Consider the following 23,400-nt stretch of genomic DNA (forward strand, 5'->3'; position numbering starts at 1 on the left):
CATTGCGTGAGACTGGAGCGGTCAATCGAGCTCCGGTCGACCGCTTACCAGGCATGGGACCGGAGCAGGTGCTCTGCGCCAACTCCGGTCGACAGTTCTACATGGGACCGGAGTAAGTGCTAAAGCACCAACTCGGTCGACAAAGGAGACATCATGGGTGTAGCCGGCAAACACTTCCCCTCGCACGCACCGGAGAGCGGCGCTCAAGAGACGCCCACGCCGCAGCCAGGGGCCAGCGACGAACGCGTGCGCCGCGAATCGTGGTTCGGCCACCTGCTCGGCCGCCCCGAATTCGCCGCGATTTCCGGCACCGTGCTGGTCTTCGCCGTCTTCGCGATCGGCGCGGGCGGCTCGGGCATGTTCGATCTCGACGGCGTGATGAACTGGTCGCAGGTTGCCGCTTACCTTGGGATCCTGAGCGTTGGCGCCTGCCTGCTCATGATCGCCGGCGAGTTCGATCTCTCGATCGGCTCGATGATCGGCTTCGCCGGCATGATGGTCGCAATCCCCACGATGTACTTTCACTGGCCCATCGCGCTGTCGATTCTGTTTGCGTTCGTGGGCTGCGTCGCGCTCGGCGCACTCAACGGCTACCTCGTGATGCGCACGCGGCTGCCCTCGTTCATCGTCACGCTCGCGTTCCTCTTCATTCTGCGCGGCCTGACGCTCGCACTATCGATCATGTTCGCCGACCGCACGATCGTCTCGGGCGTGGGCGACGTCGCCAGGGCCGACTTCCTGACCAACCTGCTCTTTCACGGCACGGCGTTCAAGGGCCTGTTCGTGGCGCTCGCGCATGTCGGCATCGGCAGGATGCTCGACAACGGCCAGCCGCTCGTGCCCGGCGTGCCCAAGGTCATTCTCTGGTGGTTCGCGCTCGTCGCGATCGGTGCCTTCGTGCTCGCCAAGACGCGCTACGGCAACTGGATCCTCGCCGTCGGCGGCGATTCGAACGCCGCGAAAAACGTCGGCGTGCCCGTGAAGCGCGTGAAGATCTCGCTCTTCATGCTCACCGCGTTCTGCGCATGCCTCTTCGCCGTGCTGCAGGTTTGCGACATCGGCTCCGCCGCCGCGGACCGCGGTCTTCAGAAGGAGTTCGAAGCGATCATTGCCGCGGTGATCGGCGGCACGCTGCTAACCGGCGGCTACGGCTCGGTGATCGGAGCCGCGTTCGGCGCCCTCATCTTCGGCGTCGTGCAGATCGGCATCACCTATACGAACATCGATTCCGACTGGTTCCGCGTGTTCCTCGGCGTGATGCTGCTGATTGCCGTGCTCTTCAATCACTATGTGCGCCGCCGCGTCGCGCAATCGTAAGCCGGAGATGCTCAAATGTCCGATACGCTCAATCCCGCAAACGACGACACGATTCTCGCGCTCGAGAACGTCAGCAAGTACTTCGGCAAGGTCATCGCGTTGAACGGCGTCACGCTGCGCCTGAAGCGCGGCGAGGTTCACTGCCTGCTCGGCGACAACGGCGCGGGCAAGTCCACGCTGATCAAAACGCTCGCCGGCGTGCACCAGCCCACTTCGGGCCAGTACTTCGTCGACGGTAAGCCCGTGACGTTCGACTCGCCGAAGGACGCGCTCGATCTCGGCATCGCGACCGTCTATCAGGATCTCGCGCTCGTGCCGCTGCTCTCTGTCGCGCGCAACTTCTTCATGGGCCGCGAGCCGCAGAAAAAGCTGTTCGGCTTCATCAACGTGATGGACCTCGATGCGAGCGCCGCGATCGCCAAGGAACGCCTCGCCGGCATGGGCATCAACGTGCGCGACCCGCATCAGGCCATCGGCACGATGTCGGGCGGCGAAAAGCAATGTCTCGCCATTGCGCGCGCCATTCACTTCGGCGCACGCGTGCTGATTCTGGACGAGCCCACCGCCGCGCTCGGCGTGAAGCAAAGCTTCAACGTGCTCAAGCTGATTCATGCGGCGCGGGCCAAGGGCATCTCGGTGATCTTCATCACGCACAACGTGCATCATGCCTACCCCATCGGCGACTCGTTCACGCTGCTCAATCGCGGCCGCTCGCTCGGCACCTATACGAAAGAGACGATCAGCAAGAACGAAGTGCTCGACATGATGGCGGGCGGCGCGGAAATGCAGAAGATGATCGCCGAGCTTGACGGCGCGACCATTTGAGCATCGCACGCCTCGCACAGAACTCCTCAGGAATCCATATGGCCCACACTCGTTCAACTCCGAGCCGCTTCGCCACCGGACGCAGCCGCGACATCATCTGCCTCGGCCGCCTCGGTGTCGACCTCTACGCGCAGCAGGTGGGCGCGCGGCTCGAAGACGTCTCCACCTTTGCGAAGTATCTGGGCGGATCGTCCGCGAACATCGCCTTCGGCTGTGCGCGTCTTGGCCTGAAATCGGCAATGCTGACGCGCGTGGGCGACGATCACATGGGGCGCTTTCTCGTCGAAACGCTTGCGAAAGAAGGCTGCGATACGAGCCACGTGCGCGTGGACCACGAACGCCTCACGGCGCTCGTGCTGCTGGGCCTGAAGGACCGCGACACGTTCCCGCTGATCTTCTACCGCGAAAACTGCGCCGACATGGCCGCCGACGCGCAAGACTTCGACGAGGCATTTATCGCTTCGTCGAAGGCGCTGCTCATCACCGGCACGCACTTCTCTACCGCGCAAGTGAACCGCACGAGCCTCGCCGCCCTCGACTACGCGCGCCGCAACGATGTGCGCACCGTGCTCGACATCGATTACCGGCCCGTGCTCTGGGGCCTCACGGGCAAGGCCGATGGCGAAACGCGCTTCGTGGCGAGCGAAGGCGTGAGCGCGCATTTGCAGCGCATTTTGCCGCTCTTCGATCTCGTGATCGGCACGGAGGAAGAGTTTCGCATTGCGGGCGGCAAGGAAACGCTCGTCGATGCGCTCGAGCGCGTGCGCGAAGTCTCGGGCGCGACGCTCGTCGTCAAGCGCGGGCCACTCGGCTGCCAGATCGTGGAAGGCGCGGTGCCCGCCTCGATGGACGAACTGCCGATGCAGCGCGGCGTGGAAGTCGAGGTGCTCAACGTGCTGGGCGCCGGTGACGCGTTCGCTTCCGGCTTCCTCTCCGGCTGGCTGCGCGACGCAACGCTCGATGAATGCGCACGCGCGGCCAACGCGTGCGGTGCGCTGGTCGTCTCGCGGCACGGCTGCGCGCCCGCCATGCCCACGCCGGTGGAACTCGACTACTTCCTGCGCGAAGCCGCCGCCGAACCGGCGCGCATGCGCCGCCCCGACCGCGACGCGACGCTCGCGCGCCTGCATCGCGTCACGCCCGCGCGCACGCCGCGCGACGAAGTGCTCGGCTTCGCGTTCGATCATCGCAACCAGTTCTTCGATCTCGCGCAGCAGACGGGCGCGGACGAAACGCGCATTGCGCATCTGAAGAATCTCTTCGTCGAGGCGGTCGCGCAAACCGAGCGCAGCCTTGGCCTGCAAGGATGCATCGGTGTCCTGATCGACGACCGCTACGGCCAGGACGCGCTCAATGCCGCGACCGGGCGCGGCTGGTGGATCGGCCGGCCGGTCGAGCTGCCGGGCTCCGTGCCGCTCGTGTTCGATCACGGCCGCTCGATCGGCACGACGCTCGCCACCTGGCCGATCGAACACACGGTGAAATGCCTCGTGCAGTTCCACCCCGACGAGCCCATCGAACAGCGCATCGAACAGGAAACGCAACTGCGCGCGCTCTACGATGCCACCCAGGCGAGCGGCCACGAGTTGCTGCTCGAAGTGATCCCGCCGAAGCTCAATGGCAAGCCGAATGCGCCGGATACCGTCTATCGCGCACTCAAGCGGCTCTACAACATCGGCCTCTACCCGGAATGGTGGAAGCTCGAACCGATGGATGCCGCCCAATGGCACGACATCGATGCGCTGGTCGCCGAGCGCGACCCGTATTGCTGCGGCGTCGTGCTGCTCGGGCTTTCCGCGCCCATCGAGCAGCTCGTGGAAGGCTTCCGTGCGGCCGCGACATCGAACACCTGTCGCGGTTTCACCGTGGGCCGCTCGATCTTCTACGAGCCGAGCCATGCGTGGCTCGCGGGCGAGATCGGCGACGACGAAGTGATCGCCCGCGCGCGCCGCGCTTTCGAAACGCTCATAGGCGCGTGGCGCGCGGCGCGCGCCGACGCTCGCGGCACGCACCCCAAACACGAGGAGAAAGCGGCATGAACCAACGCATCGCTCCTGTCGGCGACGTCTCGCCGGAAAGCCCGCACAACGCAGCGCCGGCCAACCACGCGAGCACGGTACGGCTCACGGCGGCGCAGGCGCTCGTGCGCTATCTCGCGGCGCAGCGCGTGGCGAGCGAAGACGGCTCGGGCCGCACCGAGCCGCTGTTCGGTGGCGTGTTCGCGATCTTCGGGCACGGCAACGTGGCCGGCATCGGCGAGGCGCTTTATCAGTATCGGCATGAGCTGCCCACGCTGCGCGCACACAACGAGCAAGCCATGGCGCACAGCGCGATCGCGTATGCGAAGGCGCATTTTCGCAGGCGCATGATGGCGGTCACGACCTCGATCGGCCCAGGCGCCACCAATCTCGTCACGGCGGCCGCGCTCGCGCATGTGAACCGCCTGCCCGTGCTGCTGCTGCCCGGCGACATCTTCGTTTCGCGCGAACCCGATCCGGTGCTGCAACAGCTCGAGGATCTGCACGATGGCGGCGTCTCGGCGAACGACGCGCTCAAGCCGGTGTCGCGCTACTTCGACCGCATCGTGCATCCCGCGCAACTGCTCACGGCGCTGCCGCGTGCGCTGCGCGTGCTCACCGACGCAGCGCTCTGCGGCCCCGTTACGCTCGCGCTGCCGCAGGACGTGCAGGCAATGGCGTGGGACTACCCGGCGAGCTTCTTTACACCGCGCCTTGTCACGTTCCACGCGAGCGCGCCCATTCAGGCCGAGATCGATGCGGCGCTCACGCAGCTGCATCGCGCGAAACGCCCGCTCATCGTGGCGGGCGGCGGCGTGCTGTACTCGCGCGCGTCGCAGGCGTTGCGCACGCTTGCCGCTTCGCGCGGCATACCCGTTGCCGAAACGCAGGCGGGCAAAGGCTCGCTCGCCTGGGACGATCCGCTCAACGTGGGTGCGATCGGCGTGACGGGCTCGCCCGCCGCCAACGAACTCGCGCGCGACGCCGATTGCGTGCTCGCCGTGGGCACGCGTCTGCAGGACTTCACGACCGGCTCCAACTCGCTCTTTGCCAACGCGCACGTGATCGGCGTGAACGCCAACGGCTTCGACGCGCTCAAGCATCACGGCCTGGCCGTGCAGGCCGACGCGCGCGAGGCGCTCGCCGCGCTCAACGACGAGCTGATCAACTGGCGCGCCGACGCGAACTGGACCGCCCGCGCCCAGCGCCTCGCCAATGAATGGCGCGCGAGCGTCGAACGTCTCACGCATGCGCGCGGGGAACGCGACACCCTGCCCTACGACGCCGACGTGATCGGCGCGGTACAACGCTCGTCTAACCGTTCATACACCGAAGATATCGTCGTCTGCGCGGCCGGGACGCTGCCTGCCGAGTTGCACAAGCTATGGCGCGCGGGCCGGCCCGGCGCCTATCACGTCGAATACGGCTACTCGTGCATGGGGTACGAAATCGCGGGCGGTTTGGGCGCGAAGCTTGCCCGGCCCGATCGCGAGGTCATCGTCATGGTGGGCGACGGCAGCTATCTGATGATGAACAGCGAGATCGCCACCTCGGTCATGCTGGGCGCGAAGCTCATCATCGTCGTGCTCGACAACCGCGGCTATGGGTGCATCAACCGCCTGCAGCAGGCCTGCGGCGGCGCGCCGTTCAACAACCTGTTCGACGACTGCGCACAAGGGCCGCTCGGCGCGCCGCGCATCGACTTCGCCGCGCATGCCCGCTCGCTCGGCGCACAGGCCGAACACGTGGCGAACGTGGCGGAACTCGAAGCGGCGCTGCAGCGCGCACGCGCCTCGTCGCGCACCTACGTGGTCAGCATCGACACCGACCCCGCGCGCACCACCGAGGAAGGCGGCTGGTGGTGGGAAGTCGCGGTGCCCGAGGTGTCGACGCGGGTAGCCGTGCGGGAGGCGCGCTCGCGCTATGAAGCGCATATCGCCGAGCGTGGCGGACGCGCGCAGGCAGAAGACGACGGCCTCGCTGGCGCCAACGAACCCGATCAAGCATGACGAGCCTGATAGAGACATCGAGGAGCGCACATGAGCGCATTTGAAGTACGCATCGGCATCAACCCGCTGTCGTGGATGAACGACGACCTGCCTTCGCTTGGCGGCGAGACGCCGCTCGCTCAGGCGCTCACCGAAGGGCGCGAGATCGGTTACGAGGGCTTCGAACTCGGCAACAAGTTTCCGCGCGAGCCGCAGGCGCTCAAGGCGCTGCTCGCGCAATACGATCTCTCGCTCGTCTCCGGCTGGTACTCGGGCATGCTCGCGCGGCGCAGCGTGGAGGAAGAAATCGCCGCGGTGGAAAAGCATCTGGACCTGCTCGCGCAGAACGGCGCAACGGTGATGGTGTACGGCGAGGTCGCCAATTCGATCCAGGGCGCGCCGCGGCCGCTCTATCAACGGCCGCGCTTCTTCAGCGACAAACAGTGGGACGAATACGCCGCGCGCGTGGACGCCTTCGCGCGCCATACGCTCTCGCGCGGCGTGCGCCTCGCGTATCACCACCACATGGGCGCCTATGTCGAAACGCCCGCCGACGTCGACAAGCTCATGGCGCGCACGAGCGATGCAGTGGGCCTCCTCTTCGACGCGGGCCACATGACGTTTGCGGGCGGCGACCCGATAGCCGAACTCGACAAGCACATTGCGCGCGTGTGCCACGTCCACTGCAAGGACGTGCGCCCCGCTGTCATCAAGCTTGCGCGCAACCGCAACTGGAGCTTTCTCGACGCCGTGCTCGCCGGCGCGTTCACCGTGCCCGGCGACGGCGCCGTCGATTTCCCTGCGATCGTCGCGCGCCTGAAACGTCACGGCTATCGCGGCTGGCTCGTAGTCGAAGCCGAGCAGGACCCTGTCGTCGCACCATCGTACGAATATGCGCAAAAGGGTTACCGCACGCTGCGCACACTCGTCGATGCTACGGACACCCAATCGAAGGAGGCAGCATGACTCTGCTGGTCAAGGCCTCGCGCGAAGGCCAGACGATCGCGCGCGTCACGCCCGACACCGCGGGCTGGCGCTATGTCGGTTTCGCAGCCTATCGGCTCGGCAAGGACGAGGTCGTCTACGTATCCGAGCCCGATCGCGAAAGCTGCATCGTCGTGCTCTCGGGTGCGGTGGATATCGAAGCCGGCGGCGAGCGCTGGTCGAGCCTCGGCTCGCGCGACAGCGTATTCGAAGACGCCGCGCCCTACGCGCTCTACGTGCCGCCCCGCGTGAAGGCCACGGTGCGCGCGACGCGAGAAGCCGAGGTGGGGGTGGCGAGCGCGCCGGCCAAAGGCACGCTGCCAATCCGCCTCATCGAGCCCGCGCAGATGAAGCGCTCCACGCGCGGCAAGAACGCGAATACGCGCTACGTCTGCGATATCCTGCCGCAAGACGCGGCCGCCGAATCGCTGCTCGTGGTCGAGGTGCGCACGCCTTCGGGCCACTCGTCGAGCTACCCGCCGCACAAGCACGACGCCGACCGTCTGCCGCAGGAAAGCGCGCTCGAAGAAACCTACTATCACCGGCTCAACCCGCGGCAAGGCTTCGCCTTCCAGCGCGTGTACACCGACGCGCGCGATCTCGACGAAACGATGGCCGTGGAAGATCACGACGTGGTGATGGTGCCGCGCGGCTATCACCCGGTGGTCGTGCCTTATGGTTACGACTCGTACTACCTGAACGTGATGGCGGGGCCAACGCGCGAATGGCACTTCCACAACGACCCCGCGCACGAGTGGATCATCGAGCGCGACGCGAAGTGATGGGCGCATAAAAAAACGCCGCGTTGTGCAAAATCAACGCGGCGTTTTTCGTTGCATCGGCAACCAACGGCCATCATCAGGCCAACTGGAATTTCCCCACGAGCCGCTTGAGCACCTTTGCCTGATCGTCGAGCGACTGCGCCGCCGCGGTTGCCTCTTCGACGAGCGCCGCGTTCTGCTGCGTGCCGGCGTCCATCTGCGAGACCGCGCGGCCGATCTCCTCGATGCCCGAGCGCTGTTCGCGCGAGGCCGCCGAAATCTCGCCGATGATGTCGTTCACGCGCTTCACGGCCTTCACGACTTCATCCATCGTCGAGCCGGCGTCCTGCGCGAGCGTCGAGCCGTTGGCGACGCGCTCGACCGACGCGTCGATGAGCGTCTTGATTTCCTTGGCCGCCGCCGCGCTGCGCTGCGCGAGGCTGCGCACCTCGCCCGCCACCACCGCGAAGCCGCGCCCGTCCTCGCCCGCGCGCGCCGCTTCGACAGCGGCGTTGAGCGCGAGAATGTTGGTCTGGAACGCGATGCCCTCGATCACGCCGATGATGTCCGCAATGCTCTTCGCGCTTTCGTCGATCTGCTGCATCGTCGAGACGACGCGCCCCACGACCGCGCCGCCCTTCTCCGCGATGGCCGAGGCGTTGCCCGCCAGCGTGCTGGCCTGTTCGGCGTTCTCGGCGTTCAGGCGCACCGTGGACGTGAGCTGCTCCATGTTGCTCGCCGTGCGCTCGAGCGCCATCGCCTGTTCTTCGGTGCGGCGCGAGAGATCGAGATTGCCGGTCGTGATTTCGCCCGAGGCCGAAGCGATCGCCTCGGCGCTCGCGGCGATCTCGGCGACCGTCGTCGAGAGGCCTTGCTGCATGTCGCGCAGCGCGCCCAGCATGCTCGACGCGTCGCGCGCGTGAACCGCCACGGGCTGCGCGAGATCGCCGGCCGCGATGCGCGCCGCGATGGCCTTGGCATGCGCGGGCTCCCCGCCCAGTTGCCGCGCGATGCGGCGCACGACCCACTCGCTCACGAAGAAAGCGAGCACGAACATGGCCACGGTCGCGACCGCCATCATCACGAACGACGACTTGAAGATGAACCCGGCTTTCTCGATGGTCGCCTTGGCCGCCGTGCCGCGTTGCTCGACGAGGTCGTTGACGAGCGTTTCGAGCTTGCCGGTCTCGACGAGGAGCGAGACGTCCTGGGTGCCCACCTGCCAGCTCATCTGCGAGAGATCGAGCGGCTGCTGCTTCACGAGCGTCACGAAGTCGCGCAAATGGCCGCTCCATGCCGTGGTCGCGTCCGCGAGCTTCTTTTGCAGCGCCAGCGCGTCGCCGCCCTGCAGCTGTGCGTATTCCTGGAGCTGACCCATGCCGCGTTCGAGCGCGCCGAGATCCTTGTCGATGTCCTGGCCCAGTTCGTCACGCTCGCGCGCCGTGGTGGCGGTGAGCAGCATCTTCTGCGCGCGGCTCGCGCGCAGCACATGGCCGCGCGCTTCCTCGGCAGCGCGGCTCGCGACGTATCCCTGTTCGTAGATCGATTGCGCCGAGCCGTTGAGGCGGCTGATCTGCGCGAGCGAGACTGCGCCGATGGCCAGTGTGCCGATCAGCACGAGCGCGAAGGCGAGGCGCAGTGTCGCTTTCACCGAGAGTCGCGCGTTGCGCGTCGCGGCGCCGGGGCGTCCCGTCTTGCGTGGCGGTGCGAGGGTGGCGCCTGATGCCGGATCCTGCGGCACGAAGCCCGCGTGCCTGCCGCGTTGCGAAACTGCTTTCATCTTTTTCGGTCTCCATGCCGATGGGTCCTGGCGCTTCAGCGCTGAGTCCCATCCCATGCAGAGCACTGCTCTGCCTGTTGTTCGACGCCACGCCATCGTTCGTGATTTGCGTTGCGCCTCAACCCCGGTCTACGGCACACCTTCGCGCAATCTTTAACATGCCGCCGCGCGCGGTGCTTCTCATACTCCGGCCCCGTAATCGGGCGCCTCGTGGGCGCACCTGGCGACGGTTATACAGGATCCAAACGAATGCCAAAAATCCCTGAAGAAATTCGGGTGCTGGCTGCAGCCCCTTGCGACAGAGGGCCGCAGGGCCTGGCGCACGCGATGTGTCCGATTCTCGACAAAGCTTGTCCGTACATTTCGACCAAGACACATTACACTGCGCCCATAACTCTTATACATGTCCTTTCATGCCGTCGCCGCTGCTCCCCGAAGCGGCGCCCGCTGAATACTCTCTGCTGCTACCGACAACATGGAAACCAGTCTCGACAAGCGCGCCCTGCCGGGTGCCGCCGCGGGTTCGTCCGCGGCCGCCGCTGCGTCCGCGGTGCAACGCACCGTCTACCCCGTGCTGGGTGCGATCAGCTTCTCGCACCTGCTCAACGACATGATCCAGTCGCTGATCCTCGCCATCTATCCGATGCTCAAGGACAGCTTCTCGCTGTCGTTCACGCAGATCGGCCTCATCACGCTCACCTACCAGATCACGGCTTCGATGCTGCAGCCGCTCGTGGGTGTCTTCACCGACAAGCGCCCCATGCCTTACTCGCTGCCCGTCGGCATGGGCTTCACGCTCTGCGGCCTCCTGCTGATGTCGGTCGCGCCGACTTTCGGCGTGCTGCTGGTCGCGGCATCGCTGGTGGGCTGCGGCTCATCGGTGTTCCATCCGGAATCCTCGCGCGTCGCGCGCATGGCTTCGGGCGGCCGCCACGGCCTCGCGCAATCGCTCTTTCAGGTCGGCGGCAATGCGGGCACGTCGCTCGGGCCGCTGCTCGCCGCGGCCGTCGTGATTCCGCACGGCCAGCGCAGCATCGCGTGGTTCTCGGCGGCCGCGCTCGTCGGCATGGTCGTGCTCACGCAGATCGGCCGGTGGTACAAGGCCCATCCGGCGATGAAAAAGAAGCGCGCCGAAGCGCCTCACGTCGTCCTCCCGCGCTCGCGCGTGGCGATCGCCATCGGCATTCTCGTGCTGCTCGTGTTCTCGAAGTACTTCTACCTCGCGAGCATCAACAGCTATTTCACGTTCTATCTGATCGACCGCTTCCACCTGAGCGTGCAGGCCGCGCAGATCCATCTGTTCGTGTTCCTCGCCGCAGTGGCCGCGGGCACGATCATCGGCGGGCCGGTAGGCGACCGCATCGGCCGCAAGTACGTGATCTGGGGCTCGATTCTCGGCGTGGCGCCCTTCACGCTGCTCCTGCCCTATGCCAACCTGTTCTGGACCGGCGTGCTCACCGTCATCATCGGCGTGGTGCTGGCCTCGGCGTTCGCGGCCATTCTCGTCTATGCGCAGGAGCTGATTCCGGGCAAGGTCGGCATGGTCGCGGGCCTCTTTTTCGGCTTCGCGTTCGGGTTGGGCGGCATCGGCGCGGCGGTGCTCGGCCAGTTGGCGGACGCCACCAGCATCGCCTTCGTCTACAAGGTCTGCTCGTTCCTGCCGCTCATCGGCATCCTCACCGTCTTCCTGCCAGACGTGGAAGCCAGGCGCCCGAAGAAGGCGGCCTGAGCACGGCGACACGCCTCGCTCCCCGGCGAGAACGGCCGGACGACCCGCGAGGGCGTCCGGCCGTTCTTGCTTGTTCGCCTCTCGCACGCTTTGCCCCGCCGCGACTTCGTACTAGGCTTGTTAATGGCCGCCAGCCGCCGCAACGCCGGTGGAAGGCGGCGCTTTCGAGACACCCGCGCGAGGTGAGCGATGCAACTGTCCACGGTAGAGATCGAAAAGCCCGAAGCCACCAACTTCATTCTCGGCCAGACCCACTTCATCAAATCCGTCGAGGATCTGCACGAGGCGCTCGTCGGCGCGGTGCCCGGCATCCAGTTCGGCCTGGCGTTCTGCGAGGCGTCGGGCAAACGGCTGGTGAGACGCTCGGGCACGCAGGATGGGCTCATCGAAATGGCCACCCAGAACGCGTCGCGCATCGCTGCCGGTCACTGTTTCATCGTCTTTCTCGGTGACGGCTTTTTCCCGCTCAACGTGCTCAACACGATCAAGGGCGTGCCCGAGGTGTGCCGCATCTTCTGCGCCACCGCGAACCCCACGCAGGTGCTGATCGCGGAAACGGACCAGGGGCGCGGCATCATCGGCGTCGTGGACGGCATGCCGCCGCTGGGTGTGGAGGCCGAGGACGACGTGCGCTGGCGCAAGGACCTGCTACGCGCGATCGGCTACAAGGCCTGAGCGCCGATGCAAACGCTGCGCGCGGCGATCGAGCGCCAGACGGCGCACGCGCTCGCGTGCGGCGCGCTCCATCGCATCGAGACCGCGCACACCTTCATCGACGATGGCGGCGTGCGTTTTACCGTGCGCGTGGCCGAAAACCTCGCGCGCAAGGAGGCGGCGCGCCTCGCGCCACCTGTTTCGATGGGGTCCGAAGTGCCTCCGCCGCGCAATCCCTTCCTGCCTTACGAGCCCGACCTATTCGTTGCCGATCTCTCGCCCACGCATGTCGCGCTGCTCAACAAGTTCAACGTGATCGACCAGCATCTGCTGATCGTGACGCGTCGCTACGAACCGCAGGAAGCGCTGCTCGACGCGGCCGACTTGACCGCCCTGATCGCGGCGCAGCGCGAGATCGATGGCCTTGGGTTCTACAACGGCGGGACCGCCGCGGGCGCGAGCCAGCCGCACAAGCATCTGCAGCTGGTGCCGCTGCCGCTCGTGGGCGATTCGCCGCACGGTTCGCCGCAAGAGGCGCCGATCGAAGCGTTGTTCAGCGGCGCGCAGGCGGCCCACGGTGCACGGCCGATCGCGATCGTGCCGAGTCTCCCCTTTCGCCATGCGTTCGCGCGCCTCGATTCCGGCTCCGGCTCGCCGGGCGACGCCGCGCGGGTGGCGCTCGACTGCTATCGCGCGCTGCTCGATGCGGCAGGCGTACCGGCCGTCGATGTCGGCGGCGTCGCGCATCAGGGCGCGCCGTACAACCTGCTCGTCACGCGGCGCTGGATGCTGGTCGTGCCGCGCTCTGCCGAATGCGTCGAGGGCATCTCGATCAACTCGCTCGGTTTCGCCGGTTCGTTCTTCGTGCGCGATGCAGCGCACTTGCAAACGCTCGCCCTAATCGGTCCGATGAGGGCGCTCGAACGTGTCGGCTTGGCGCGCTGAGCCGCGTTTCAACCTGCGCGCGACGGATTCGCCGCGCTGCCGGTCACCGTATCGGCCGCTGTGCTCGCGTCGCTCCCCTCGCTCGCGATGTCGAGCGGTTCGAGTGCCGCACGCAGCGCATCAGGCAAGGCGCTCACGGGCCGGCGCGTCGTCCGGTCGACGTACACGTGCACGAAATGCCCCTGCGCCGCAGGCGCATCCTCGCCCTCGCGAAACAGCCCGACCTCGTAGCGCACACTCGACGAGCCGAGGCGCGCGACGCGCAGCCCCGCCTCCACGCGCTCCGGAAACACGAGCGGCGCGAAGTAGTTGCACTGCGTCTCGACGACGAGCCCGATCGTCGCGCCGTGCTCGATGTCGAGCGCCCCCGCGCGAATGAGATACTCGTTCACCACGGTGTCGAAGTAGCTGTAGTAGACGACGTTGTTCACGTGGCCATAGACGTCGTTGTCCATCCAGCGCGTGCCGATCGGCAGGAAATGGCGATACCCGGAACGGGCGACGGTGACAGGTCGGTTCATCGAAGAAGTCCGGAGATGGCTTGGCGGAGAAGCGGGACGCGTTGCGCGGGCGTCATTGGCCGGGACGCTCGACGAACTCGAACGGCAGACCGCGCCGTCGCATCCATTCGCCGAGCGCCTGGCCCGTGCCTGCGCGCCACGGCCGCAACTTCGCGGGCTCGACGAGACGATATTCGAGCAGTTCGGGAGAAAGCGCGATGGTCCCCGACGCCTTCACGTGATACGCGATGATGAGTTCGTTCTTGCGGATGAACTCGTACACGCCCACCAGTTCGACGCTCTCGGCGCGCAGCGACGTTTCTTCGTGCACCTCGCGCGCGATGCCCTCCTCGGGCGTCTCGCCGTTTTCGAGGAACCCGGTGATGAGCGCGAACATGCCTTCGGGCCACGCGGCGTTGCGCGCGAGCAGAATGCGGCCTTCGTACTCGACGATCGCCGCCACGACGGGCAGCGGATTGTTCCAGTGCACGTAGCCGCAGGCGAGGTCCGGGCAGGCGAGACGCACCCGGCCGCCTTCGTGGGACGGATCGGCGCGCTCGGTCAGACGCGAGGCGCAGCGCGGGCAAAACTGGTAATCGGTCATGGATGAAATGGCGCGGATCGATGGCGCGCAAGGCAGGCCGCGCGGCCCGGCGGGCGCGCTCGCGGCTGGCGCGCGAAACGCCCATTCTAGTGGGCTATCGCGATCGGCGCGTAGCGCTCCCCAGCGCTAGCGCGCCGGCGTCTGCGAACCCCGCGCAAGCCAGACCCGCCACACGAGCCCCAGCGCCCCGACCACGAGCACGCCCGCCGCGAGCCATAGCGAAGGCGAGAACGAGCCCGTCGATGCCGCGAGCGGGGCGGCCACGAGCGGTCCCGCGATCTGCCCGATGCCGTAGGAGGCAGTCGCATAACCCATCAGCGCGGCCGCGTGCTCGCCGCGCAGAAGGCGCGCCTCCCGCATCGCGAAGAGCGTGATCGCCGTGAACGGCAGTCCGATCAGCACGCTGCCAAACGAAAAGCCCGCGGCGTTCGGCCAGACGATGCCGAGCGCAATGCCCACGGCCTGAAGCACATAGGAGCCCGCCAGCATCAGGCGATTGTCCCAATGGAGCGGCAGGCGCGCCGCGAGCAAAGCGCCAGCGATGAGCGCCGCGCCCAGCATCGGCCAGAACAGGTCGGGCCAGGCCGAGCCCGGCAGCGCATGGCGCGCGATCACCGGCAGGAAAGTCGCCGTGATGATGTAGCCGAAGCCGGGAACGCCGTAGAGCAGCACGAGCCAGAAGGCATCGGCACGACGGCTTGCGCGGCCCTCGGGTGCGGCACTGGCGCTTGCACTCGCGCCCGAACGCGGCGCCAGCGCTCGCATGTCCTCGCCGAACGGCGCCCAGACGACCACAGCGAGCAACGCGCTGATCAACCCGAAGCCGATCCAGCCTGCTCGCGCGCCAAGACCGCCCGCGGCGCTGACGAACAACCCGGTCGCGATGATGCCGAAGCCGGGTCCGGTATAGATCACGCCGCCCCACTCGTGCGCGCCCAGTTGCGCGAGCCGCCGCAGGCCCCATTGCGAGGCGAACACGAAGGTCCACGCGCTCACCGCGCCCGCCACGAAACGCACCACCGCCCAGATCCAGAACTGCTGCGTGATGCCCATCGCGAACGTGAGGAGCACCGTGGCCACGAGGCCTGCTCGCACGATCCGGGCAGGCGCGAAGCGCAGCGCGACACAAGTGACTGCGCCGACGAAGTAGCCGGCGTAATTGAGCGAGGCGAGCCAGCCGCCTTGACGCAGATCGAGCGAGCCGCCATGCAACATCAGCGGCAAAAGCGGCGTAAACGCGAATCGCCCCACGCCCAGCGCAACGGCAAGCGCGGCCATGCAGGCGAGAGCGGCGCGGCGCCCGGCATGCGGATGCGGTTCTGAGACGTGGGCGGCACGGGAGGCGTAATCGTTCATGAGCGGGAAAGAAGAAGCGACTGCCAACATCGTAGGCGACGCTATCGTTCACGAAAAATGAATTATCATGAACGAATGCATTCCGAGGAGAGAACCATGGACCTCGCCGAACTGGCGATCTTCCGGGCGGTCGTGAGGGAAAACGGGGTGACGCGGGCCGCCGCCAAGCTCAACCGCGTGCAGTCGAACGTGACCACGCGCATCAAGCAGCTCGAAGATGAACTCGGCACGCCGCTCTTCACGCGCGACGGCCGCCGCCTCGTCCTCACGCCGGCCGGCGAGACCTTGCTGCCCTATGCCGAGCGCCTGCTCGCACTCGCCGACGAAGCCCGTCACGCGCTGAAGGCCGGCCAGCCTTCGGGACGCCTGCGGCTCGGCACCATGGAAAGCGCCGCGGCAAGCCGCCTGCCGGCTCTGCTCGCGCACTATCACCAGGCGTGGCCCGAGGTCACGCTCGAACTGGAGACCGGCACGACCGGCACGCTGATCGAACGCCTGCGCGAATACGAGATCGATGCGGCGCTGATCGCCACGCCGCTCGCGGGGCCGCCTGACGCCGACGTTTTCGAGTACGTGCCGGTGTTTCGCGAAGAACTCGTGATGCTCACGCCGCGCGGCCACCGGCCGATCCGCCAGCCCGGCGACATCGCCCTCTCCACGCTCGTCGCGTTCGAGCGCGGCTGTGCGTATCGCGCTTATGTCGAGCGCTGGTACCTGGAGCATGGCATCCGGCCGTCGCGCGTGCTGGAGCTCGGCTCGTATCACGCGATCGTCGCCTGCGTGGCGGCGGGCGCGGGTGTGGCCGTCGCGCCGCGCTCGGTACTCGAATTGCAGCGCAGCCTCGGCGAGGTCGCGATCCATTCGCTCGGCAAGCTCGGCGAGATCGACACGCTGCTCGCGTGGCGCCGCGGGCATTATTCGCCGGCGCTCGCGGCATTGAAGGCGGCGCTTCTCGAGCATGCGCAACGCGGGGGCAGCGAGGCGTTGCCGTTGGCCAGTGAAACGGGAGCAACGCCCGCACAGCTGTAAGCCATCAGAGCCACCGGAGCCGCACTAACCGCACGGCTTCAAAGCCGCGCCATGCAAAAAGGGCCGCCCTTTCGGACAGCCCTTCTTCATCGCCAGGCGGCATTCAAGCCGCGACGCGCATTACAGCTTCGCTTCGACCCAGCCCTTCACGCCGGCGAGCGCGGCCGGCAGATTGGCGGGTTCGGTGCCGCCCGCCTGCGCCATGTCGGGACGGCCACCGCCCTTGCCGCCCACCTGCTGGGCGACGAAGTTCACGAGTTCGCCGGCCTTGACCTTCTTGCTCGCCTCGGCGGTCACGCCCGCGATCAGGCTGACCTTGCCGCCGTCGACAGCCGCGAGCACGATCGCCGCGCTCTTGAGCTTGTCCTTGAGCTTGTCCACGGTCTCGCGCAGCGTCTTCGAGTCGGCGCCTTCGAGCGTAGCGGCGAGCACGTGCACGCCGTTCACTTCGATGGCCTGGCCCACGAGCTCGTCGCCCTGGCTCGAAGCCAGCTTCGACTTGAGCGCGCCCAGTTCCTTTTCGAGCGACTTGACCTGATCCTGCACCTGCGCAATGCGCTGCGTGAGTTCCGAAGGCTGCGCCTTGAGCGCCGCGGCTGCCGCGTTGATGGTCGCGTCGAGGTCCTGGACGAAGCGCACGGCGTTGTCGCCCGTGATCGCTTCCACGCGGCGGATGCCGGCGGCCACGCCGCCTTCCATGACGATCTTGAAGAGGCCGATGTCGCCACTGCGCATGACGTGCGTGCCGCCGCAGAGTTCGCGCGAGAAGCCGAGGTCCATCACGCGCACTTCGTCGCCGTACTTCTCGCCGAAGAGCGCCATGGCGCCGCCCTTCACCGCTTCGTCGTAGGACATCACGCGCACGATGCCGGGCGCGTTGGCCAACACTTCCGCGTTGACGATCTGCTCGACACGGCGGATTTCGTCGTCCGTCATCGGCGCGTTGTGCGCGAAGTCGAAGCGGGTCTTGTCGGCATCGACGAGCGAGCCCTTCTGCTGCACGTGCGAGCCGAGCACTTCGCGCAGCGCCTTGTGCATCAGGTGCGTGGCCGAGTGGTTGCGCGCGGTGCGGGCGCGGCGCACCGCGTCGATTTCCGCCTTCACGACGTCGCCGACCTTCAGCGTGCCCTGTTCGAGCGTGCCGTGGTGGCCGGACACGTCCGCCTGAACCTTGAGCGTATCGGCAACGGCAAAGCGGATGCTCGCGTTCGAGATCACGCCCTGGTCGCCCACCTGGCCGCCCGATTCCGCGTAGAACGGCGTGTGGTCGAGCACGACCACGGCGTTCTGGCCCGTCTTCACTTCGTTGACAGACGCGCCGTCGACGTAGAGCGCGACGACCTTCGCGTCGTCGAACACGATCTCTTCGTAGCCGTGGAACGTGGTCTTCGCGCCCGAGTATTCGAGGCCCTGCGTCATCTTGAACTTGCCCGCCGCGCGCGCCTGCTCGCGCTGGCGCGCCATCGCTTCGTCAAACGCCGGCTCGTCGACCGTCACGTTGCGCTCGCGGCACACGTCGGCCGTCAGGTCGAGCGGGAAGCCGTAGGTGTCGTGCAGCTTGAATGCGAGTTCGCCGGAAAGCGTCTTGTGGCCCTTCGCTTCGAGGTCCGCGAGTTCGGCTTCGAGAATCGACATGCCGTGCTCGATGGTCTCGAAGAAGCGCTCCTCTTCCTGGCGCAGCACGTCGGTCACGCGCTGCTGCGCTTCGGCAAGTTCCGGATAGGCCGCGCCCATTTCGGCCACGAGGTCCGCCACCAGCTTGTGGAAGAATGCGCCCTTCTTGCCGAGCTTGTAGCCGTGGCGGATCGCGCGGCGCACGATACGGCGCAGCACGTAGCCGCGGCCTTCGTTGCCCGGAATCACGCCGTCGACGATCAGGAACGAGCACGCGCGGATATGGTCGGCAATGACCTTCAGCGAGTTGTTCGTGAGGTCCGGCGTGTTCGTTTCGCGCGCAGCGGCCTTGATGAGGTTCTGGAACAGGTCGATCTCGTAGTTGCTATGCACGTGCTGAAGCACGGCCGCAAGACGCTCGAGACCCATGCCCGTGTCGACGCACGGCTTGGGCAGCGGCGTCATGTTGCCTTGGGCATCGCGGTTGAACTGCATGAACACGAGATTCCAGATCTCGATGAAGCGGTCGCCGTCTTCCTCGGGCGACCCCGGCGGCCCGCCCCAGATCTCCGGGCCGTGGTCGTAGAACACTTCCGTACACGGGCCGCAGGGGCCGGTGTCGGCCATCTGCCAGAAGTTGTCGGAGGCGTAGCGCGAGCCCTTGTTGTCGCCGATGCGGATGATGCGCTCGACCGGCACGCCGATTTCCTTCGCCCAGATGTCGTAGGCTTCGTCGTCTTCCTTGTAGACGGTCACCGTGAGCTTGTCGGCCGGCAGCGCGTAGACCTTCGTGAGCAGTTCCCAGCAGTAGTGGATCGCGTCGCGCTTGAAGTAGTCGCCGAACGAGAAGTTGCCGAGCATCTCGAAGAACGTGTGGTGACGCGCGGTGTAGCCGACGTTCTCGAGGTCGTTGTGCTTGCCGCCCGCGCGCACGCTGCGCTGCGCCGTCGTGGCGCGCGTGTACGGGCGCTTGTCGGTGCCGAGGAACACGTCCTTGAACTGCACCATGCCCGAGTTGGTGAAGAGCAACGTGGGGTCGTTGCCCGGCACGAGGCTCGACGAGCGCACGATCGTGTGGCCCTTCGATTCGAAGAACTTGAGGAATTTCTCGCGGATGTCGGCGGCTTTCATGGCGTGCGTTGGGTCCTTCTCTTGGGGGCGTACGGTGCTCGATCTTTGTCGTGGTCGGGGGCCCGGCTTGCGGCAAAACCCCGGTGCTGAATCGGACGATTATACGGGATCGTCGCGCGCTCGCGGCGGCGCTGCGCGTCCGGGCGACTCCACTGCGCGTGGCCGGGCACGGACCTCGATGTAGCCGGCTCGCGGCTTGTGTTCCGCTTAGCGGAACATCGTACCGAAAATTGGCGCAGGTCACGCCGATCGCTTACCATGGGCGGCATCGGCCAGCGCTCGCGGCCCGCCATAGAACGACATTGGGAAGACATAGCATGGGTGCTCTCAGCCATATCCGCGTACTCGATCTCACCCGCGTCCTCGCCGGACCGTGGTGCGCACAGACCCTCGCCGACTTCGGCGCCGACGTGATCAAGGTGGAGCGCCCCGGCGCCGGCGACGACACGCGGCACTGGGGCCCCCCGTATCTGAAAACCGCCGACGGCGCGGACACCGCCGAAGCCGCCTACTACCTTGCCGCGAACCGCAACAAGCGCTCGGTGACGGTGGACATCGCCACGCCCGAGGGGCAGCGCATCGTGCGCGAACTGGCCGCGCAAAGCGACGTCGTGCTGGAGAACTACAAGGCTGGGCAGCTCAAGAAGTACGGGCTCGACTACGCGTCGCTGCGCGAGGTGAAGCCCGATCTCGTCTACTGCTCCGTGACCGGCTTCGGGCAGACGGGGCCCTATGCCTCGCGCGCGGGCTACGACTTCATCGTCCAGGGCATGGGCGGCTTCATGAGCATCACCGGCGAGCGCGACGCGCTGCCGGGCGGCGGCCCGCAAAAAGCCGGCGTGGCGATCGCCGACCTCATGACCGGCATGTACGCGACCATCGCCGTGCTCACGGCGCTCGCCCACCGCGACCGCACGGGCGTTGGCCAGTACATCGACATGGCGCTGCTCGACGTGCAGGTGGCCATGCTCGCGAACATGAACTCGAACTATCTGGCGAGCGGCAAGCCGCCGGCGCGCTGGGGCAATGCGCATCCGAACATCGTCCCCTATCAGGCATTCCAGACGAGCGATAGCTGGATCATCCTGGCCGTGGGCAATGACGGGCAGTTCCGCAAGTTCGTCGAAGTGGCGGGCCGGTCGGAGCTCGCCGACGACGAGCGCTTCGCGACCAATCCGGAACGCGTGCGCCATCGCGAGACGCTCGTGCCGATCGTCGCCGACCTGATCCGCACGCGCGCGAAGGCCGACTGGATCGGCGCGCTCGAAGCCGCGGGCGTGCCGTGCGGGCCGATCAACAACCTCGCGGAAGTGTTCGAGAACGAGCAGGTGATCGCGCGCGCGCTGCAGGTCGATGTGCCGCACCCCTCGGGCGGCACGGCACGGCTCGTGGGCAATCCCATCCGCATGAGCGAGACGCCGCCGCGCGTGGCGAGCCATCCGCCCACGCTCGGCGAGCATACCGATGCGGTACTGCGCGATGTGCTCGGGTATGCGGATGAGCAGGTCGCCGCGCTGCGGGACAAGGGCGTGGTTTGACGCGTGCCTGCGCATAAGCAAGGCCCGGCCGCATAGAGCGACGCGGCCTTCGCCCTATTTTTTCATCGACATCAACCAGTCGATGCCCTGCGGCCAGTCGTCGAGGCCGCTTTCGGCGTTGATGTGCCCGCGCGCGCCGATATCGAACCAGCGGCTTCCCCAGGCCTGCGCGCAGCGCTGCGAAAACGCCACGCCGCAGTAGGGATCGTCGCTGCTCGCGACCACGACGCTCGCGAACGGCAGCGCCGCCAGCGGCACGGGATCGAACCCCCGCGCGTCGCGCGGAAAGTCGGGGCCGTGCGGATCGGGCAGCGCGACCAGCAGCGCGCCGGCCACCTTCGCCCGCGTCGCGGCGCTCGCGTGGCGCGCGGCCCAGTGCGCCACGGTCAGGCAGCCCAGGCTGTGCGCCGCGAGGCGCACGCCGGCGGGCGCGCGTTGCACGGCGGCTTCGAGCGTCGCGCACCACGCCTCGCAGTCCGGGTGCATCCAGTCGGGCATCTGCACCCGCGCAAAGCCCGCGTGCGCGGCCTCCCAGCGCGTCTGCCAGTGTCCGGGCCCTGAGTCCATATAGCCCGGCAGCACCAGCACACGTGTTTCGCTCATCGTCAGCTTCTCCTCGCTTTTTCGTGGTCCACGCGACGATCCGGCACCGGGACTGGCACGGCGGGTCGCGTCAGGTAGAATGGAAGACACCATCGGGTGCCCAATCGCGTGCATTTTGCCTTTTATCGGGCGCCCTCGAACGACTTCCCTTTTCGCATGAATACCGAACGTAAAGACGCTGACCGCACGGACGCGCCTGCGGCATCCAATTTCATCCGCAATATCATCGACGACGACAACCGGTCGGGCAAGTGGGCGCAGCGTGTCGAAACGCGCTTCCCGCCGGAGCCGAACGGCTATCTGCACATCGGCCACGCGAAGAGCATCTGCCTGAACTTCGGCGTCGCGAAAAGCTACGGCGGCGTGTGCCACCTGCGCTTCGACGACACGAATCCTGAGAAGGAAGACATCGAGTACGTCAATTCGATCATCGACGCGGTGACGTGGCTCGGCTTCGAATGGAAGAAGGCCGACCAGGAATACCTCTTCTACGCGAGCGACTACTACGACAAGCTCTACGAGTTCGCCGAACTGCTGATCCAGCGCGGCAAGGCCTACGTGGACAGCCAGTCGCCGGAAGAGATGCGCGCGAACCGCGGCTCGGCCACGGAAGCCGGCACGAACTCGCCGTTCCGCGATCGTTCCGTCGATGAGAACCTCGACCTGTTCCGCCGCATGAAGGCAGGCGAGTTCGAGGAAGGTGCGCACGTGCTGCGCGCGAAGATCGACATGGCGTCGCCGAACTTCAACATGCGCGACCCGGTCATCTATCGCATCCGCTTCGCCCATCACTACCGCACGGGCGACAAGTGGTGCGTGTATCCGATGTACGACTACACGCACTGCATCTCGGACGCGCTGGAGAACATCACGCACTCGCTTTGCACGCTCGAGTTCGAAGATCATCGCCCGCTCTACGACTGGGTGCTCAACGAACTGGCCGACGCCGGCGTGTTCACGCGGCCGCTCCCGCAGCAAATCGAGTTTTCGCGCCTGAACCTCACCTACGCGATCACGAGCAAGCGCAAGCTGCTGCAACTCGTGACCGAAGGCCACGTGGACGGCTGGGACGACCCGCGCATGCCCACCATCGTCGGCGTGCGCCGCCGCGGCTTCACGCCCGAGAGCATCCAGCTCTTTTGCGAGCGCATCGGCGTGACGAAGGTCGATTCGTGGATCGACATGAGCGTGTTCGAAGGCGCGCTGCGCGACGACCTCGACGACAAGGCGCCGCGCACGGCCGCCGTGCTCGACCCGCTCAAGCTCATCATCGACAACTATCCCGAAGGTCAGAGCGAAGACTGCACGGCGCCCGTCCATCCGCATCATCCGGAGCGCGGCCTGCGCACGTTCCCGATCTCGCGCGAGCTGTGGATCGAGCGGGAGGACTTCAACGAGACGCCTCCGAAGGGCTATTTCCGCCTGTTCCCGGGCAACAAGGTGCGCCTGCGCTACGGCTTCGTGATCGAGTGCACGGGCGCGGACAAGGACGAGAACGGCAACGTGATCGCCGTGCACTGCAACTACTTCCCGGACAGCAAGTCGGGCACGGAAGGCGCGAACAACTACAAGGTGAAGGGCAACATCCACTGGGTGAGCGCGGCGCATGCGTGTCCGGCGGAAGTGCGCCTCTACGACCGCCTGTTCCGCGAAGAGCAGCCGGATGCGGGCGGCCGCGACTTCCTCGAAGCGCTCAACCCGGACTCGAAGCGCGTCGTGCAGGCGTATCTGGAGCCGGGCGCACGCGACGCCGCGCCCGAAGACCGCTATCAGTTCGAGCGCCACGGCTACTTTGTCGCCGACCGCTACGATTCGAAACCGGGTGCGCCGGTGTTCAACCGCATCGTCGGCCTGCGCGACAGCTGGGGCAAGTAAGGTACGCGCTGCGCGCCCACATAAGCAAAAGCCCGCACGGATTCGTGCGGGCTTTTGTGAGAGGGGCAGTCTGACCGAAACAGCCCGATCGGCTTACGCTGATCGGGCTGTTTCCTTTTCGGAGATCGTCATGGACACACTCCCGTTGA

18 protein-coding genes are annotated in these 23,400 nt (G+C 66.7%); 12 read left to right on the plus strand and 6 right to left on the minus strand.

Annotated elements, in window-relative coordinates; all coding sequences use genetic code 11:
• Positions 1 to 153 precede the first annotated feature (153 nt).
• From VSR34_RS02375 to iolB, 6 genes are read left to right on the plus strand one after another with little or no spacing between them, the layout of a single operon-like run.
• On the plus strand, positions 154 to 1,317 hold the full coding sequence (locus VSR34_RS02375) for an ABC transporter permease (RefSeq protein WP_342961761.1): 1,164 nt from the start codon (positions 154 to 156) through the stop codon (positions 1,315 to 1,317).
• Positions 1,318 to 1,332: 15 nt separating this feature from the next.
• On the plus strand, positions 1,333 to 2,142 hold the full coding sequence (locus tag VSR34_RS02380; RefSeq protein ID WP_028214634.1) for an ATP-binding cassette domain-containing protein: 810 nt from the start codon (positions 1,333 to 1,335) through the stop codon (positions 2,140 to 2,142).
• Between the two features lie 38 nt (positions 2,143 to 2,180).
• Entirely contained in the window at positions 2,181 to 4,181 is a 2,001-nt protein-coding gene (gene iolC / locus VSR34_RS02385; RefSeq protein WP_342961762.1) for a 5-dehydro-2-deoxygluconokinase, read from the plus strand.
• Positions 4,178 to 6,169 carry a 3D-(3,5/4)-trihydroxycyclohexane-1,2-dione acylhydrolase (decyclizing) gene (gene iolD / locus VSR34_RS02390; protein ID WP_342961763.1) on the plus strand — a complete coding sequence of 664 codons (1,992 nt, stop codon included), beginning with the start codon at positions 4,178 to 4,180 and terminating at the stop codon, positions 6,167 to 6,169. The genes iolC and iolD overlap by 4 nt, the downstream gene beginning before the upstream one ends.
• 30 nt (positions 6,170 to 6,199) lie before the next feature.
• Positions 6,200 to 7,114 (plus strand): myo-inosose-2 dehydratase, encoded by a 915-nt coding sequence (gene iolE, locus VSR34_RS02395; RefSeq protein ID WP_342961764.1) that lies wholly within the window; start codon positions 6,200 to 6,202, stop codon positions 7,112 to 7,114.
• Positions 7,111 to 7,914 carry a 5-deoxy-glucuronate isomerase gene (gene iolB, locus VSR34_RS02400; RefSeq protein ID WP_028214465.1) on the plus strand — a complete coding sequence of 268 codons (804 nt, stop codon included), beginning with the start codon at positions 7,111 to 7,113 and terminating at the stop codon, positions 7,912 to 7,914. The genes iolE and iolB overlap by 4 nt, the downstream gene beginning before the upstream one ends.
• Positions 7,915 to 7,990: 76 nt before the next feature.
• Here iolB and VSR34_RS02405 read toward each other — a convergent pair whose 3' ends face one another.
• Positions 7,991 to 9,673, minus strand: coding sequence for a methyl-accepting chemotaxis protein (locus VSR34_RS02405; RefSeq protein WP_028214466.1), 1,683 nt, complete (start codon positions 9,671 to 9,673; stop codon positions 7,991 to 7,993).
• 475 nt (positions 9,674 to 10,148) lie between these two features.
• Here VSR34_RS02405 and VSR34_RS02410 point away from each other — a divergent pair, with 475 nt between their 5' ends.
• The 3 genes from VSR34_RS02410 (at position 10,149) to VSR34_RS02420 (ending at position 13,001) form a co-directional block, all read left to right on the plus strand.
• On the plus strand, positions 10,149 to 11,402 hold the full coding sequence (locus VSR34_RS02410) for an MFS transporter (protein WP_028214467.1): 1,254 nt from the start codon (positions 10,149 to 10,151) through the stop codon (positions 11,400 to 11,402).
• Positions 11,403 to 11,591: 189 nt separating this feature from the next.
• Positions 11,592 to 12,077 carry an adenosine-specific kinase gene (locus VSR34_RS02415; RefSeq protein ID WP_028214468.1) on the plus strand — a complete coding sequence of 162 codons (486 nt, stop codon included), beginning with the start codon at positions 11,592 to 11,594 and terminating at the stop codon, positions 12,075 to 12,077.
• A 6-nt stretch (positions 12,078 to 12,083) separates the two neighbouring features.
• Positions 12,084 to 13,001 carry a DUF4922 domain-containing protein gene (locus VSR34_RS02420; RefSeq protein WP_028214469.1) on the plus strand — a complete coding sequence of 306 codons (918 nt, stop codon included), beginning with the start codon at positions 12,084 to 12,086 and terminating at the stop codon, positions 12,999 to 13,001.
• A gap of 8 nt (positions 13,002 to 13,009) precedes the next feature.
• On the opposite strand, the gene VSR34_RS02425 is transcribed toward VSR34_RS02420, so the two are convergent.
• The 3 genes from VSR34_RS02425 to VSR34_RS02435 all read right to left on the minus strand — a co-directional run bounded on the left by VSR34_RS02425 (position 13,010) and on the right by VSR34_RS02435 (position 15,461).
• Positions 13,010 to 13,522 carry a thioesterase family protein gene (locus VSR34_RS02425; RefSeq protein WP_042289254.1) on the minus strand — a complete coding sequence of 171 codons (513 nt, stop codon included), beginning with the start codon at positions 13,520 to 13,522 and terminating at the stop codon, positions 13,010 to 13,012.
• Positions 13,523 to 13,574: 52 nt separating this feature from the next.
• Entirely contained in the window at positions 13,575 to 14,105 is a 531-nt protein-coding gene (locus VSR34_RS02430) for an NUDIX domain-containing protein (RefSeq protein ID WP_028214470.1), read from the minus strand.
• 126 nt (positions 14,106 to 14,231) lie between these two features.
• Positions 14,232 to 15,461, minus strand: coding sequence for a YbfB/YjiJ family MFS transporter (locus VSR34_RS02435; RefSeq protein ID WP_028214471.1), 1,230 nt, complete (start codon positions 15,459 to 15,461; stop codon positions 14,232 to 14,234).
• A 96-nt stretch (positions 15,462 to 15,557) separates the two neighbouring features.
• Here VSR34_RS02435 and VSR34_RS02440 point away from each other — a divergent pair, with 96 nt between their 5' ends.
• Positions 15,558 to 16,490 carry a LysR family transcriptional regulator gene (locus VSR34_RS02440; RefSeq protein WP_342961765.1) on the plus strand — a complete coding sequence of 311 codons (933 nt, stop codon included), beginning with the start codon at positions 15,558 to 15,560 and terminating at the stop codon, positions 16,488 to 16,490.
• 120 nt (positions 16,491 to 16,610) lie between these two features.
• Here the strand turns inward: VSR34_RS02440 and alaS are convergent, their stop codons facing one another.
• On the minus strand, positions 16,611 to 19,235 hold the full coding sequence (gene alaS, locus VSR34_RS02445; protein WP_342961766.1) for an alanine--tRNA ligase: 2,625 nt from the start codon (positions 19,233 to 19,235) through the stop codon (positions 16,611 to 16,613).
• A gap of 317 nt (positions 19,236 to 19,552) precedes the next feature.
• On the opposite strand from alaS, the gene VSR34_RS02450 reads away from it, so the two are divergent.
• Positions 19,553 to 20,773 carry a CaiB/BaiF CoA-transferase family protein gene (locus tag VSR34_RS02450; RefSeq protein ID WP_342961767.1) on the plus strand — a complete coding sequence of 407 codons (1,221 nt, stop codon included), beginning with the start codon at positions 19,553 to 19,555 and terminating at the stop codon, positions 20,771 to 20,773.
• A 54-nt stretch (positions 20,774 to 20,827) separates the two neighbouring features.
• Here the strand turns inward: VSR34_RS02450 and VSR34_RS02455 are convergent, their stop codons facing one another.
• Complete coding sequence (locus tag VSR34_RS02455) at positions 20,828 to 21,376, minus strand: alpha/beta hydrolase (protein ID WP_154671324.1); 549 nt, start codon at positions 21,374 to 21,376, stop codon at positions 20,828 to 20,830.
• Positions 21,377 to 21,532: 156 nt separating this feature from the next.
• Between VSR34_RS02455 and VSR34_RS02460 the strand changes: the two genes are divergently transcribed.
• Positions 21,533 to 23,251, plus strand: a complete 1,719-nt coding sequence (locus tag VSR34_RS02460) for a glutamine--tRNA ligase/YqeY domain fusion protein (protein WP_028214476.1) — start codon at positions 21,533 to 21,535, stop codon at positions 23,249 to 23,251.
• The last annotated feature ends 149 nt before the right edge of the window (positions 23,252 to 23,400 follow it).

Origin of the sequence: Paraburkholderia sp. JHI2823 (assembly GCF_038900695.1) — a bacterium.
GTDB lineage: Bacteria > Pseudomonadota > Gammaproteobacteria > Burkholderiales > Burkholderiaceae > Paraburkholderia > Paraburkholderia mimosarum.

Coding starts and splice junctions, on each gene's coding strand:
- VSR34_RS02375 (WP_342961761.1), top strand. CDS start 154: ATGGGTGTAGCCGGCAAACACTTCCCCTCGCACGCACCGGAGAGCGGC.
- VSR34_RS02380 (WP_028214634.1), top strand. CDS start 1,333: ATGTCCGATACGCTCAATCCCGCAAACGACGACACGATTCTCGCGCTC.
- iolC (WP_342961762.1), top strand. CDS start 2,181: ATGGCCCACACTCGTTCAACTCCGAGCCGCTTCGCCACCGGACGCAGC.
- iolD (WP_342961763.1), top strand. CDS start 4,178: ATGAACCAACGCATCGCTCCTGTCGGCGACGTCTCGCCGGAAAGCCCG.
- iolE (WP_342961764.1), top strand. CDS start 6,200: ATGAGCGCATTTGAAGTACGCATCGGCATCAACCCGCTGTCGTGGATG.
- iolB (WP_028214465.1), top strand. CDS start 7,111: ATGACTCTGCTGGTCAAGGCCTCGCGCGAAGGCCAGACGATCGCGCGC.
- VSR34_RS02405 (WP_028214466.1), bottom strand. CDS start 9,673: ATGAAAGCAGTTTCGCAACGCGGCAGGCACGCGGGCTTCGTGCCGCAG.
- VSR34_RS02410 (WP_028214467.1), top strand. CDS start 10,149: ATGGAAACCAGTCTCGACAAGCGCGCCCTGCCGGGTGCCGCCGCGGGT.
- VSR34_RS02415 (WP_028214468.1), top strand. CDS start 11,592: ATGCAACTGTCCACGGTAGAGATCGAAAAGCCCGAAGCCACCAACTTC.
- VSR34_RS02420 (WP_028214469.1), top strand. CDS start 12,084: ATGCAAACGCTGCGCGCGGCGATCGAGCGCCAGACGGCGCACGCGCTC.
- VSR34_RS02425 (WP_042289254.1), bottom strand. CDS start 13,522: ATGAACCGACCTGTCACCGTCGCCCGTTCCGGGTATCGCCATTTCCTG.
- VSR34_RS02430 (WP_028214470.1), bottom strand. CDS start 14,105: ATGACCGATTACCAGTTTTGCCCGCGCTGCGCCTCGCGTCTGACCGAG.
- VSR34_RS02435 (WP_028214471.1), bottom strand. CDS start 15,461: ATGAACGATTACGCCTCCCGTGCCGCCCACGTCTCAGAACCGCATCCG.
- VSR34_RS02440 (WP_342961765.1), top strand. CDS start 15,558: ATGGACCTCGCCGAACTGGCGATCTTCCGGGCGGTCGTGAGGGAAAAC.
- alaS (WP_342961766.1), bottom strand. CDS start 19,235: ATGAAAGCCGCCGACATCCGCGAGAAATTCCTCAAGTTCTTCGAATCG.
- VSR34_RS02450 (WP_342961767.1), top strand. CDS start 19,553: ATGGGTGCTCTCAGCCATATCCGCGTACTCGATCTCACCCGCGTCCTC.
- VSR34_RS02455 (WP_154671324.1), bottom strand. CDS start 21,376: ATGAGCGAAACACGTGTGCTGGTGCTGCCGGGCTATATGGACTCAGGG.
- VSR34_RS02460 (WP_028214476.1), top strand. CDS start 21,533: ATGAATACCGAACGTAAAGACGCTGACCGCACGGACGCGCCTGCGGCA.